10 protein-coding genes are annotated in these 13,554 nt (G+C 59.0%); 3 read left to right on the plus strand and 7 right to left on the minus strand.

The window, feature by feature from the left end; all coding sequences use genetic code 11:
- Nucleotides 1-72 precede the first annotated feature (72 nt).
- The 3 genes from QWJ10_RS07435 (at nt 73) to QWJ10_RS07445 (ending at nt 3,205) form a co-directional block, all read left to right on the plus strand.
- Nucleotides 73-489 carry an organic hydroperoxide resistance protein gene (locus QWJ10_RS07435; RefSeq protein ID WP_010796669.1) on the plus strand — a complete coding sequence of 139 codons (417 nt, stop codon included), beginning with the start codon at nt 73-75 and terminating at the stop codon, nt 487-489.
- 46 nt (nt 490-535) lie between these two features.
- On the plus strand, nt 536-1,555 hold the full coding sequence (locus QWJ10_RS07440) for an alpha/beta hydrolase (RefSeq protein WP_289925182.1): 1,020 nt from the start codon (nt 536-538) through the stop codon (nt 1,553-1,555).
- 210 nt (nt 1,556-1,765) lie between these two features.
- Nucleotides 1,766-3,205, plus strand: a complete 1,440-nt coding sequence (locus QWJ10_RS07445) for an MFS transporter (RefSeq protein WP_239382256.1) — start codon at nt 1,766-1,768, stop codon at nt 3,203-3,205.
- 52 nt (nt 3,206-3,257) lie between these two features.
- Here QWJ10_RS07445 and QWJ10_RS07450 read toward each other — a convergent pair whose 3' ends face one another.
- From QWJ10_RS07450 to QWJ10_RS07480, 7 genes are all read right to left on the minus strand, one after another.
- Nucleotides 3,258-4,298 (minus strand): low specificity L-threonine aldolase, encoded by a 1,041-nt coding sequence (locus tag QWJ10_RS07450; protein WP_289925186.1) that lies wholly within the window; start codon nt 4,296-4,298, stop codon nt 3,258-3,260.
- Between the two features lie 71 nt (nt 4,299-4,369).
- Nucleotides 4,370-6,178 (minus strand): aminopeptidase P family protein, encoded by a 1,809-nt coding sequence (locus QWJ10_RS07455; RefSeq protein ID WP_289925188.1) that lies wholly within the window; start codon nt 6,176-6,178, stop codon nt 4,370-4,372.
- A gap of 304 nt (nt 6,179-6,482) precedes the next feature.
- Nucleotides 6,483-6,671, minus strand: coding sequence for a hypothetical protein (locus QWJ10_RS07460; protein WP_010796664.1), 189 nt, complete (start codon nt 6,669-6,671; stop codon nt 6,483-6,485).
- Between the two features lie 122 nt (nt 6,672-6,793).
- On the minus strand, nt 6,794-7,732 hold the full coding sequence (locus QWJ10_RS07465; protein ID WP_074821503.1) for a LysR family transcriptional regulator: 939 nt from the start codon (nt 7,730-7,732) through the stop codon (nt 6,794-6,796).
- Nucleotides 7,733-7,979: 247 nt separating this feature from the next.
- A complete protein-coding gene (locus QWJ10_RS07470) occupies nt 7,980-11,033 on the minus strand; it encodes an efflux RND transporter permease subunit (protein WP_289925789.1) in 3,054 nt (1,017 codons plus the stop codon).
- Complete coding sequence (locus QWJ10_RS07475; RefSeq protein WP_289925193.1) at nt 11,030-12,103, minus strand: efflux RND transporter periplasmic adaptor subunit; 1,074 nt, start codon at nt 12,101-12,103, stop codon at nt 11,030-11,032. Before QWJ10_RS07475 ends, QWJ10_RS07470 begins: the two co-directional genes overlap by 4 nt.
- Nucleotides 12,100-13,278: an efflux RND transporter periplasmic adaptor subunit gene (locus QWJ10_RS07480; protein ID WP_289925195.1), complete on the minus strand. Its 1,179-nt coding sequence runs from the start codon at nt 13,276-13,278 to the stop codon at nt 12,100-12,102. The genes QWJ10_RS07475 and QWJ10_RS07480 overlap by 4 nt, the downstream gene beginning before the upstream one ends.
- Nucleotides 13,279-13,554: the final 276 nt, after the last annotated feature.

Consider the following 13,554-nt stretch of genomic DNA (forward strand, 5'->3'; position numbering starts at 1 on the left):
AACGACTTCCACGTCGTTTTTTAAAGACCAAATGATTATCGCAATAATCAAATTAATCCGAGGACGATGCACATGAACATTCTGTACAAGACTTCCGCAACCAGCACCGGTGGCCGTGACGGTCGTTCCATCAGCGCCGACGGTATTCTCGATGTAAAACTGGCTACCCCAAAAGCGCTGGGCGGACAAGGCGGCGAAGCAACCAACCCTGAGCAGCTGTTTGCAGCGGGTTACTCGGCCTGCTTTATCGGCGCCATGAAGTTTGTAGCGGCCAAGGAAAAAGTGGCGCTGCCCAGTGATCTCAGCGTGACGGCAGAAGTCGGTATCGGTCCGATCCCCACCGGCTTTGCCCTGGACATCGAACTGCGCGTCAGCGTGCCGGGCCTGGATCGTGCCAAAGCCCAGGACATCATCGAGAAGGCCCATCAGGTCTGCCCATACTCAAATGCCACCCGCGGCAACGTGGATGTACGCCTGACCCTCGTCTAAGCCTGACGCGGGACGCCCCAGCGCGGCGTCCTTGGAGAACCGGATCATGAAAATGCTTGCTCAGCTGTTCACTGTTTCTGCCCTTTCCCTGGTCGTTGGTCATGCCCTGGCCGCAGATGACGCCGGCCTTGAACGTACCACCCAAGGTTTTCTGAACACCTTGAACCAGAGCGGGGGTAAGCCTCTCGAGCAACTTTCGCCCAAGGATGCCCGTGCTGTCCTGACGGGTGCCCAATCAGGCGTGAAGGTCGATCTGTCCAACGTAGAGGTGAGCGAGAAGACTATTACCGCTGATGGGCAGAGGATTTCGCTGACCATCGTCCGACCTGCCGGTGTCACCAAGGCACTGCCGGCGTTCATGTTCTTCCACGGTGGCGGCTGGGTGCTGGGTGACTTCCCCACTCACCAGCGTCTGGTGCGGGATCTGGTGGTCGATTCGGGAGCAGTGGCCGTCTTTGTGAACTACACGCCTTCGCCTGAGGCGCATTATCCGGTAGCCATCAATCAGGCCTATGCCGCTACCCGCTGGGTCGCCGAGCATGGCAAAGAAATCAACGTAGATGGCTCTCGCCTGGCTGTCGCAGGCAACAGCGTAGGCGGCAACATGGCGGCAGTTGTCAGCTTGATGGCGAAAGAGCAAGGCACGCCCAAGCTCCGCTATCAGGTGCTGCTCTGGCCTGTCACCGATGCCAACTTCGACACCGGCTCGTATGACACCTATGCCGAAGGGCACTTCCTGACCCGCAACATGATGAGGTGGTTCTGGGATAACTACACCACCGATCCCAAGCAGCGCCAGGAAATTCACGCCTCGCCGCTGCAGGCCACGACTGAGCAGCTCAAAGGCTTGCCGCCCGCACTGGTCCAAACTGCAGAGTACGATGTACTGCGCGATGAGGGTGAGGCATACGCCCGCAAGCTTAATGCAGCCGGTGTGGATGTGGTGCAGGTCCGCTACAACGGCCTTATCCATGACTACGGCTTACTCAACGTCTTCCACGACGTTCCTGCGGTACAAAGCGCCATCACCCAGGCGGGTGATGAATTGCGCAAGCATCTGAAGTAACAGACAGGCCCCTGGTTCGGAATGACTCCAGGGGCTCTGCTCTTTTTTATTATTGCCAACAAGATGCTCAGGAAAAGCAGTATTCACCAATTTCCGCTGAGAACCTATGCTTAGGTGTCGCAAATACCCTTTCCAACCTTATCTTTAGCAACCTAACATCAGCACTACTCTCCTAGGATAAGCGTATCGCCCTTCTGTGGATGTTCGCGCATGTCCTCTTCTTCGCTCACGACAGGTTCATCGGTTGCCGACACCGAAGCGTCCGCTTTCTCCAACCGGCGTGCCGCCGAAATTTCGGCACGCATCGACCGGCTACCCGCCACGGCAACGCTCTGGCGACTAATCGCCCTGCTTTCCATCGGCGGTTTCTTCGAACTGTACGACCTGTTCCAGACCGCCTATATCAGCCCTGGCTTGATACGCGCCGGGCTGTTTGCCACTGGCAGCGCCGGTGTATTCGGTATCGCTGACCAGGCCGCGTTCGCTTCGGCAACCTTTCTGGGCCTGTTCGTAGGGGCAAGTCTGCTGAGTCCCATCGCAGACCGTTTCGGCCGCCGGCGCATCTTTACCTTTGCGCTTATCTGGTACACCGCGGCTACGGTGCTCATGGGTCTGCAAAGCACAGCACTAGGCATTATCGTGATGCGGTTCTTCGTCGGTATCGGGCTGGGAATCGAGCTGGTCACTATTGACGCCTATCTATCCGAACTGGTGCCCAAGCGCATCCGTACGTCAGCCTTCGCCTTTGCCTTTTTCGTCCAGTTCCTGTCCGTACCCGCGGTCGCCCTGATGTCGGCCTGGCTGGTACCGCAGGACCCCTTCGGGATTTCCGGCTGGCGCTGGGTTGTACTGGCCAGTGCAGTATTCGCCTTGTTTATCTGGTGGCTGCGCTCACGCTTGCCCGAGTCGCCCCGCTGGCTCGCGCAACGTGGCCGTCTGGACGAGGCGGATCAGGTTTTGTCGACCCTGGAAGCCCGTTGTGCCAGGGACATCAAGGCCCCACTTCCCGAGCCGCACGTCGAAGCGGTTACGTTCGAGACCCAGGGGCGCTTCACCGAAATCTGGCAGCCGCCCTACCGCCGCCGCGCCCTTATGCTGATCGTCTTCAACATCTTCCAGGCCATTGGATTCTTCGGTTTTGGCAACTGGCTTCCAGCCTTGCTGTCTGGCCAGGGCGTCAGCGTTACCCACAGTCTGACCTATGCCTTCGTGATCAGTCTGGCCTACCCGTTGGGGCCTTTGTTGTTCGTAAAGATCGCCAACCGTTTCGAGAACAAATGGCAGATCGTGGGTTCATCAATCGGCACCATGCTGTTCGGCACCCTGTTCGCGTTTCAAAGCTCAGCCACTGGTCTGATCGCATGTGGGGCGATGATCACCCTGTGCAACGCCTGGCTGACCTTTAGCTTCCACTCCTACCAGAGCGAGCTGTTTCCCACGCCCATTCGTGCCCGAGCTGTCGGGTTCTGCTATTCCTTCAGTCGCCTTTCCACGGTCTTCAGCAGTGTACTGATCGGCCTCTTTCTCCAACACTTCGGTACGCCGGGCGTGATCACGTTTATCGTAACCAGCATGCTGATCGTGATGATCACCATTGGCGGCTTCGGACCCAAGACTCGCAACCTGGCACTGGAAGATATCGCGCACTAACAAAAACGCCGTACAGGATCGCTGTACGGCGTTTTCAAGAGCGCAGGCCTGATCAGGACTGCATGGCGTCGCGGATATCCCGAGCCAGCTCACGTACGCGGGACTCCTGAGTGTCCCAGGAACACATGAAACGGGCACCACCGCTGCCGATAAAGGTATAGAAGCGCCAGCCACGGGCACGCAACAGCTCCAGTGCCGGCTCGGAAAGCTGCAGGAACACCGAGTTGGCCTGCACCGGAAACATCAGGCTCAGCCCGGGCACGTCTTTCACCAGATCAGCCAGGAGCTGGGCGCAGTGGTTGGCGTGTTCGGCATAACGCAGCCAGGCATTGTTTTCGAGGATGCCCACCCACGGCGCGGAGAGAAAACGCATCTTCGAGGCCAGCTGGCCAGCTTGCTTGCAGCGGTACTCAAAGTCTTCGGCCAAGTCACGGTTGAAGAACAGGATTGCCTCGCCCACCGCCATGCCGTTTTTGGTTCCACCAAAGCAGAGTACGTCAACGCCGGCCTTCCACGTCACCTCGGCCGGTGTGCAGCCAAGGCTTGCCACCGCGTTGGAAAAGCGCGAGCCGTCCATATGCAGACGCAAGCCGAGGTCGCGGCAGGTATCGGCTACTGCATTCAGCTCGTCGAGGCTATACAGCGTGCCGACTTCTGTGACCTGGGTAATGCTGACCGCTCGGGGCTTGGGAAAATGAATATCCTTGCGCTTGGTGGCAATCTGGCGAATGGCATCAGGCGTCAGCTTGCCTTGGGTGGTCGGGGCCAACAGGAGTTTGGAGCCGTTGGAAAAGAACTCCGGGGCACCGCATTCGTCCGTCTCTACGTGGGCCGTCTCGGCGCAGATCACGCTGTGATAGGACTGGCACAGGGCCGCCAGGGCCAGGGAGTTTGCAGCAGTACCGTTGAAGGCAAAGAAGACTTCGCAATCGGTTTCGAACAATTCGCGGAAATGATCTGCGGCGCGGGCCGTCCAGGCATCATTACCATAGGCGGTATCGTGCCCGTGATTGGCTTCGGCCATGGCCGCCCAAGCTTCCGGGCAGATCCCTGAATAGTTGTCGCTGGCGAATTGCTGACTATGGTCGTTCATGGGTATTCCTTGAGAACCACCCGAGGAAGCCCGCTTGTGGCCGACTTCCATGGCGGTAAATAAACGGACGCTTATAGCGGCCGGGTTCGAGTGTCCAACCAATCGCGCGCCGCACCGCTGACCAGCGGACGGACACGCTCACGCACCTCGGCGTGGTAGGCGTTCAGCCAGGCGATCTCATCTTCACGCATGAGCGTACGGTCGATACAACGGGTATCGATCGGGCACAGCGTCAAGGTTTCGAAACGCATGAACTGGCCGAACTCGGTTTCAGGCTCGGCCACGTTGAGCAGCAGGTTCTCAATGCGCACGCCCCATTGCCCGGGCCGGTAGATACCGGGTTCGTTGGACGTGATCATACCTTCCCGCATGGCACTGTTGGGGGATGGTTGACCATAGAACGTGATGGATTGCGGCCCCTCGTGTACGTTCAGGAAGTATCCTACCCCATGCCCGGTTCCATGACCGTAATCGATGCCCGCTTCCCAGATGGGCGCACGGGCAATCGCATCGAGCATCTGCGACGCGATGCCTGCCGGAAAACGCGCTCTGGACAACGCGATCATGCCCTTGAGTACACGAGTAAAGTCACGCTTCTGCTCGTCGTTGGGCGTGCCAATGGGCACAACGCGGGTGATATCCGTCGTGCCTCCCAGGTACTGACCGCCGGAGTCGATCAGCAGGAGGCCGTCGCCCTCGATAACAGAATGTGCCTCTTCTGTTGCATGGTAATGGGGCAGCGCGCCCCCTGCGTTATAGCCTGCAATAGTAGAGAAACTCAGGGAGACAAAATTGGGACGGCGTGCACGGGCAGCGGTCAGCCATTCATCCACCGTCAGCTCGGTCACCCGCTCTCCCGCCTCAAGTGCCGCCTCGAACTGGGCGAAGAATTCGCACAAAGCCGCGCCATCCTGTTCCATGGCCTCACGCACATGCTGTGCTTCGGCTGCCGTCTTGCGGGACTTGAGCAGAGTGGATGGATTAATCGCTTCGATGCGCTTGACGCTGGAGGGCACGCCTTCCACCAGGCCGTAGGTGACGCGCGCCGGATCGACCAGCAGACTTGACCCGGCAGGCAGCGTCGCCAGAGCATCATGGGCCGCGTCATAGGCGGCCAGCTGGATACCGGCTTCGTTCAGTGTGCGCTCAAGAGCCGTCGGAATTTTCCCGGCACCGACGAACAGCTGCACCTGACCCGGCCCGATCAACGCATGGGCCAGAAAGACCGGGTTGTAAGACACATCGGCACCCCGCAGGTTGAACAGCCAGGCAATATCATCCAGGCTGGAAATGAAATGCCAGTCAGCCCCTTGCCCGGCCATCGCCTTGCGTACCTGCTCCAGCTTTTCAGTGCGGGATACCGGTGCGTATGGCGCCTCGTGAGCGTATACCGGCGCCGCAGGCAATGCGGGCCGCTCGGGCCAGATACGGTCGATCAGGTCGATAGTGGTGCGTAGCGAAATGTTCTTATCGGCAAAAGCCTTGCGCAGCGCCTCGGCGGCACCCAGCGACAGCACAGCCCCATCCACCGCTACGGTACCACCCGTTGGTACATGCTCGGCCATCCAGTCGATGTGGGCCTGCATGCCGCCAGCCACCAGCTTCATCAGTTCCACGCCCGAACCTGCCAGCTCAGCCTGGGCCTGTTCCCAGTAGCGGCTGTCCGTCCAGACGCCAGCAAAATCCTTTGCCACGATCAGCGTACCGGCCGAGCCCGTGAAACCCGATAGCCATGACCGCCCTTGCCAACGCTCGGGCAGGTACTCCGACAAATGCGGATCGGCGGACGGAATCAGGCAGGCATCGACGCCCTCTTCATGCATAACCTGACGCAAGGCGGCCAGACGATCAGGAATGGAAACGAGGTCTTGATGGGACATGTACTCTCCGGTAGGCAAGGGATGCAGTTGAAGCAGTCCTGCAATAAATACCGCAGATATAAAAAAGCCGCATCAAGGGATGCGGCTAAAACATGAAAAACCAAAGGAGCAGAATGGTTTTTCCTTGAGAACCTGCGCTATCGACAAGCAGTTGCGTCACGCCTGAAGGCAATGGAGATGCACATCCTCACACCGTGAGCATGGTCCATAAGGGGGGAAACTTCTGGCAGTGGCGGAAACGCTCCGAAAACGAGCAGGTCCTGAAGACGACGTTTGGCGCGGCGGGCGCCTGGGCCAAACGGGATTAACGCTGGGAAACCTGCTGGTCTTGCTGGGCTTTCTGAGTCTGTTGCGCCTGCTGGAAGCGCTCCATGACAGCGTGGTTCTGGTTGACGAGCTTGTAGTTCTGCTCGTAGGAATCACGGGCAAAGCTCACCTGGGTAAAAGCAACAGCAGATACAGCAAGAATCGAGGCAGTAAACAAACGTAACATGATGAACTCCTGACACCCTTGGATTGGGTTCATCACTAGGATAACGCGTAACAATTATTGAAAAATATCGCCTGGGTACATAGAGATTTACCAATTGCGCAAGTATTCCAGGCGAGGCAGGCTCAGATGGCCCAGTAGGAATGCATGGCTACGATGTCATCGTCGTTGCTAAACCGTCTGGGTAGCTCTTCCTTGAGGATATCCACCCACGCCTTGATCTTGGCATCCAGGAAGCGTCGGGACGGATACAGCGCATAGACACTGCGCTCACGCAGGCGATACTCGGGCAATACCCGCACGAGTCCGCCTTCCCGCAAGGCCGGTGCAGCAATAAAGCTGGGCAACAGGCACAGGCCGAGTCCGGCCTTGGCCGTATTGGCCAGTGCATCCGCAACGTTTACCTGATAGATCGAGCGGGGCTTAATCGACGTTTCTTCGTCCGGCTTGGTAAATACCCACTCCTCGGGAAATGTCGGGTCCTGAAGCAACAGGCACGTGTGCTGGTCCAGATCGCGCGGATGATGGGGCGTGCCCCATTTGGCCAAGTAATCGGGCGAGGCACAGACGACGCTATAGACCTCACCAAGCCGTTGGGCGACCAGTTCGGAGTCAGGCAGATGCCGATCCATGGTAATCGCAACGTCGTAGCCTTCTTCGATCAGGTCAGGACGATTCTGGGACAGGGTGAAATCCAGCGTGACATCTGGATAGCGCTCGGCATAGAGCGCCGCCAGAGGCGCCAGGTGTTCGGTTCCCAGGCCAGTCAGGGAGTGCACGCGCAACCGGCCGGAAGGCTTAAGGTGTGCACCACTGGCCTCAGCCTCAGCTTCGGCTACCGAATCGAGAATGCCCCGGCAGCGCTCCAGATAGCGCTCCCCAGCCTCCGTTAGCGCCAGCCGGCGGGTAGTACGGTGTAACAACCGTGTTTGTAGATGCGTCTCCAGGTCAGAAATCACCCGGGAAACCTGCGCCGTCGATAAGTCCAGCAAGGCCGCAGCGGCCGTAAAACTGCCCGCGTCGACCACCCGGGTAAAAATCCGCATGCCTTGTAACGTATCCATTATTGTTGCCTGCTCCGTAACGCTGTTTCGCTTAGCAGCCTATTTATTTCCAGATGTTACGCTTTTATTCTTGTCCATGTGAGCTGCAGTACTGCCGGTGCTCTTCTCGTTAGCCCTGACGAGAATCTTTTAGCACTGGGTTTCTCCCTCCCGTACCCTGCTGCAGCTCCGGAGATAGCTCCTTGTGGCATGCTGGAACCGCCCGACCCCTCCGGGGCGGTTCAGCTGCCGTTTTTTCCTTCTTTTCTCATTGCGCTTTGCTTGGTTCGCGGATGCGATACCAGGTCACGTATAGCGCTGGCAGGAACAGCAGCGTGAGCAGGGTTGCTGCCACAATGCCACCGATCATCGCATAGGCCATCGGCCCCCAGAAGACCTCCCGGGCGATGGGAATCATGCCCAGGCTGGCGGCAGCGGCTGTCAGCAGAATCGGCCGACGTCGATGATTGGTCGCCTCGATGACCGCATCCCAGGGATGACGACCATCCTGCTCGAACTCATCGATCTGGGTTACCAGGATGACCGAGTTGCGGATGATGATCCCAATCAACGCCAGCACCCCCAGAATGGCCACGAAGCCCAGCGGCGTTCCCGTGGGCACCAGCGCCAGTACGACCCCGATCAGCCCCAGCGGCGCCACACTGGCAACCAAGAACATCTTCTGAACGCTTTGGAGCTGGATCATCAGGAACGTGGCCATCAGGAACAGCATGAGCGGGATCACGCTTGCAATAGGCTTTTGCGCCTTGCCGCTTTCCTCTACGGTACCGCCTACGTTGACCTGATAGTTGAGTGGCAGGTTACCTTTGAACTCATCGATCTTGGGCTGAAGAGCCTTGATCAGATCCGGCGCCTGGATGGAGCCTTCAATCGTGGCTTTCAGCGTAATGGTCGGCTGCCGGTTACGCCGCCATACCAGCGGCTGCTCCATCTCGTACCCCACCGTGGCAAAGGATTTGAGCGGAATCGAGGTGCCCGAGGGCGTCACGATCTGCAGGTTTTCCACGGTCTCGATAGAGCTGCGCTCGGCATCTTCAGAGCGCCCTACCACGTTGACGAGGTAGATGCTGTCACGCACCTGGGTAATAGGCGTACCACTCACCACGCCGTTCATGATCTGGGCCACGTCCTGGGACGATAGCCCCAACTGGCGGGCACGGTCCTGGTTCACATCGATTTTCAGCATCCGCCCCGGCTCGTTCCAGTCGAAAAGGATATCGCTGATATGCGGGTTGGCACTGATGGCGCTGGCCAATGCCAGTGCCTGCTTACGCACCTCGGAAATGCTTGGACCACTGACGCGATACTGGATCGGCCGTCCTACTGGCGGCCCCATCTCCAGAGGCTGAACATACCCATCAAGCCCCACGAATTCGTTCTTGAGCCGCTCCTTGAGCTTAGGAATGAGTCGATTACGGGCCTCCAGGTCCTTGCTGACAATAACGACCTGTCCATAAAACGGGTTATTGAGCTGCTGATCCAACGGCAGGTAGAAGCGCACCGCACCCTGTCCTACATACGAACTCCACCGGGCAATGTCTGGGTCTCCCTTGAGGGATGCCTCGAAACGATCCATTTGCGCACGGGTTTCCAGCACGGAGCTGTTCTGCGGCAGGTTCAAGTCCACCAGAATTTCCGGCCGATCCGAGGACGGGAAGAACTGGTTCTGCACGAAACGCATGCAGAACAGCGCGGCCGCAAAGAGCAACACCGTCATGATGATGGTCAGCCAGCGGTGCCGCATGGACCAGACCAGCGAACTCTGGGACCAGCGCGCCAGCCGTCCCGGGCCTTTTTCCTTTTTATGCTTGAGCGACTTGGGTAGCAGATGCACCCCCATCACCGGCGAGAACAGCACTGCCACGATCCACGACAGGATCAGCGCTACGGCAATCACGGCAAACAACGTAAAGGTGTATTGCCCCGCGGTACTCTTGTTGAGGCCGATAGGCACGAATCCCGCCACGGTGACCAGCGTGCCGGTCAGCATCGGAAAGGCCGTGTGGTCATAGGCGTAGGTGGCCGCCTTGTGGAGCGAGTCGCCCTCTTCCAGCCGGGTCACCATCATCTCGACGGTGATCATGGCGTCATCCACCAGAAGGCCCAGGGCAATGATCAAGGCGCCCAGGGAGATCCGCTGCATGGTGATACCGCTGTATTCCATGAACAGAAACACCATGGCGAGCACGAGAGGGATTGAGCAGGCTACCACCAGCCCGGCACGCAGACCCAGGCTGATAAAGCTCACCACCAACACGATGATGACCGCCTCGAACAGCGCATGGGTAAAGCTACTGGACGCCTTCTCCACCACCTCGGCCTGGTTGGACACCTGATGCACGCCCACCCCGACCGGTAGCTCACCGGTAATCGCCTTCATCCGTTCGGACAGCGCCGCACCAAAGGTCTGCACGTTGCCGCCCTTGCGCATGGCAATTGCCAGGCCCAGGGCCGGCTCGCCGTTGAAGCGGAACAGGGATGTAGGCGGATCGGCGTAATCACGGTGGATGGTGGCCAGATCAGCCAGACGGTAGAAGCGGTCATTGATCCGAAGGTTGACAGCCTCCAGGTCTTTCTCTGACTTGAATTCACCGGAGGTACGTACCGAAACGCGCTCCGGACCGGCCTCGATTACGCCGGAGGGCGTCACGGCATTCTGTGCCTGCAGGCTCTGCATGATCTGTCGCTGATCGAGCCCCAGTGCGGCCAGTTTTCGCGTCGAGAAATCCAGGTAGATGACCTCGTTCTGCGCACCCATGAGTTCAACCTTGCCCAGGTCCGGCACTGCGCGGATGTCCAGGCGCACCCGCTCTACGTAATCGCGCAGCTGCCGGTACGAGATACCGTCGCCAGTAAAGGCATAAATGCTGCCGAATACATCGCCGAACTCGTCATTGAAGGCCGGTCCCTGTATCCCTTGCGGAAACTGCCCCTGGATATCAGAAATCTTCTTACGGACCTGATACCAGATATTGGGAATTTCCTTGTCGCTGGTGGTATCGCGCAGGTACACAAACACCGTGCTCAAGCCCGGCCGGGTAAAGCTCTTGGTGTAATCCAGCGAATCCAGCTCTTCGAGTTTCTTTTCGATCCGGTCGGTGACCTGCTCCAGGGTTTCCTGGGTGGTCGCGCCCGGCCACTGGGTCTGGATCACCATGGTCTTGATGGTAAACGAGGGGTCCTCTTCGCGGCCAAGGTTGAAGTAGGAATAGGTTCCCATCAACAGCGCGACAAACATGATGTACCAGATAAAGGACTGGTGACGCAGCGCCCAGTCAGAAAGGTTGAAGGATTTCATCAGCGCTGTTCCACATCCATTTTTACGTCTTGTCCAGGTTTGAGGCTGTGTACGCCGGCCGTCACGACCCGCTCGCCCGCGTTCAGGCCGTTATCGACCGTAATGCTCCGCTCATCTCGGGTCAGCACATGGACCTCGCGCAGTGAAACGGTTTTGGTGTCAGGGTCGACGATCCAGACGCACGTTTTGCCATCCCGCTCGAGCAATGCACTGGCCGGCAGCTCGGTAAGCTCACGGGGCGCATCATTGGTCAGCGTTACCGTTACCAGCGAGCCCAGGCGGAACGTTGGGGGCAGTTCGGCCAGCGTGAGTCGTACCCTCCGGGTTCGCGTCATGGCGTCGGCCTGAGGCGCCAGCTCACGGATGCGGCCGGTGGTAGAGACCGAAGGCTCCAACTGCGAGGTGATGGTAAACGTCGTGTCGGCCGGCAGTGTCTCTGCCAGCGCTGCCGGCAGGTCTACAACCGCCTCCTTTACTTCGGGACGCGCCAGGGTGACTACCTGCTGACCAGGGGATACCACCTGCCCGGTTTCGGCATGCCAGGCCGTGATCACACCATCGAAATCGGTATACAGCTCACTGTATGAGAGCTGGTTGCGGGCCTGATCCCGGGCGGCCTGGGCACGATCACGTGCAGCGCGAGCCGTATGCAACTGGGCCATGACCTGATCCAGCTGCGCCTTGGACCCGACACCCTTGGCATACAAGGCCTGCTGCCGCTTGGCATCGGCCTCGGCGTCCATCCACTGTGCCTGAGCCTGGGCCAGATCACCCTCGCTGCTGCGGTAAGCATTCTGCTGATCGGTCGGGTCCAGCGCAGCCAGCAAGGTGCCTTTCTTCACCACATCGCCCACATCAGCCTTGCGCTGGGCAATGCGCCCGCCTACGCGAAAGCTCAAGGTTGATTCATACCGTGCCTGAATATTCCCAGTAAAGGCACCGAGCGCGCGTGCCTGCTGGGGTTTGGCCTCAACGAACAGTACCGGGCGGACCGGAGGCGGTGGCTCCTGCTTGTCGGAGCACGCGGCCAGCAGCGCCACGAGGCCCAGTAGAAGAACACGTACCCTGCTCATGACGACGCTCCCTGTTGAGCCTTAGCGTTATCACCAGGGTGGATGGCAGCAGGCTGAACAGGGGGTACATGATCCGTGACCTCGACGACTTCGACCTTGAGTCCGTCATAAAGCAGCTGACCACCAGCCGTCACGACGCGGTCATCAGGTGCCAATCCATCATCGATCATGACCTGCCCGGTGATGTACCGGGCAACTGTCACCGGTTTGAGGTGGGCGCGGTTGTCAGCGTCCAGTACCCACACGGCGGGCTTTTCCACGGTGCCATTGAGCGCTGTCCAGGGCAGCACAACGCGCTGCTTGCCTGGCGTACCCAACGACGCCGTAACGGTTGTCCCCAGCGCCATTTGCGGCGGGACCTTGTCGAGCAGCACCTTCACACGCACGGTGCCGCTCTGCTGGGAAATGACCGGCGAAACCTCGCGTACCTGGCCGGTAGTACGCACCGTCGGATCATTCAACAGGGCGACCTCGATAGGCTGGTTGCCCGGATCGCGGGCAAGTAACGATTCCTGCACATTGAAGACGGCATCGCGGTCGCCCTCCTGCGCCAGGGTAAAGATCGGCATGGATGCCTGAACGACCTGCCCGACCTCGGCCTGCCGCTCGGTGATTACGCCGCTGGCGGCCGATACCAGATTGGCATAACTGAGCTGCTTGCGTGCATCGTCCAGCTGAGCACGCGCAGCACTCAAGGCACTTTCTGCGCCCTTCAGGGCAGCCAGGGCCTCGTCATATTGGCTTTGGGTGGTGTAGCCCTTGGGCATCAACGCCTTTTGCCGTTCGAACTGCACGCGGGCAAGATTCGCCCTGGACTGCTGGGAAAACACCTGCGCTTCGGCGGCGGCTACGTTGTTGCGCTGATCCTGCGGATCGAGACGGGCAAGGACCTGCCCCTGCTTGACGTGATCACCCACATCGACCAGACGCTCATTGATCTTGCCGTTGATACGAAATGACAGTGTGGTCTGGATACGCGCCTGCACATCGCCTGTCAGGGTGGTGGTAGTCGCTACCTCTTCCAGGGCTACACGCTGGACTCTTACGTGAGGAGGATTGGGGGCCGGTTGTGAATCGTCCGAGCAGCCTGCCATACCGGTCAGGGCCGTCCCTAGCAGAAACAACGCGGAAGTGCGCTGAAACAGGGGTCTAGCGCGCCGCGAAAAGAAAAGCATTGCCAATTAACCTCCCTCACAGTCCATATGCATGCCAGCAGTCGACGTGGCGATTTACCCGCGAGTCGTCCATCAAGGTCTGCTGCGCAGGGGTTGTTCTGGTTATAGGCGACTGACTTTAAGCCTCAGGCAAGGTTCCGGCAATTCAATAGAAGCCCGGGCACGGTGCTGAAAAACGCGCACGCAGGAAAATCCGGCAAGGCAAGAGGCCGGCTAAATAGAGAGGAAAGAGAAGAAAAACGCGGGAGGGATGTCATGGGAGCCGCTATCGATGAC

This window comes from Pseudomonas sp. WAC2, from assembly GCF_030403525.1.
In the GTDB taxonomy this organism is placed as follows: domain Bacteria; phylum Pseudomonadota; class Gammaproteobacteria; order Pseudomonadales; family Pseudomonadaceae; genus Chryseomonas; species Chryseomonas luteola.

Coding starts and splice junctions, on each gene's coding strand:
- QWJ10_RS07465 (WP_074821503.1), bottom strand. CDS start 7,732: ATGGATACGTTACAAGGCATGCGGATTTTTACCCGGGTGGTCGACGCG.
- QWJ10_RS07440 (WP_289925182.1), top strand. CDS start 536: ATGAAAATGCTTGCTCAGCTGTTCACTGTTTCTGCCCTTTCCCTGGTC.
- QWJ10_RS07460 (WP_010796664.1), bottom strand. CDS start 6,671: ATGTTACGTTTGTTTACTGCCTCGATTCTTGCTGTATCTGCTGTTGCT.
- QWJ10_RS07450 (WP_289925186.1), bottom strand. CDS start 4,298: ATGAACGACCATAGTCAGCAATTCGCCAGCGACAACTATTCAGGGATC.
- QWJ10_RS07435 (WP_010796669.1), top strand. CDS start 73: ATGAACATTCTGTACAAGACTTCCGCAACCAGCACCGGTGGCCGTGAC.
- QWJ10_RS07475 (WP_289925193.1), bottom strand. CDS start 12,103: ATGAGCAGGGTACGTGTTCTTCTACTGGGCCTCGTGGCGCTGCTGGCC.
- QWJ10_RS07480 (WP_289925195.1), bottom strand. CDS start 13,278: ATGCTTTTCTTTTCGCGGCGCGCTAGACCCCTGTTTCAGCGCACTTCC.
- QWJ10_RS07455 (WP_289925188.1), bottom strand. CDS start 6,178: ATGTCCCATCAAGACCTCGTTTCCATTCCTGATCGTCTGGCCGCCTTG.
- QWJ10_RS07445 (WP_239382256.1), top strand. CDS start 1,766: ATGTCCTCTTCTTCGCTCACGACAGGTTCATCGGTTGCCGACACCGAA.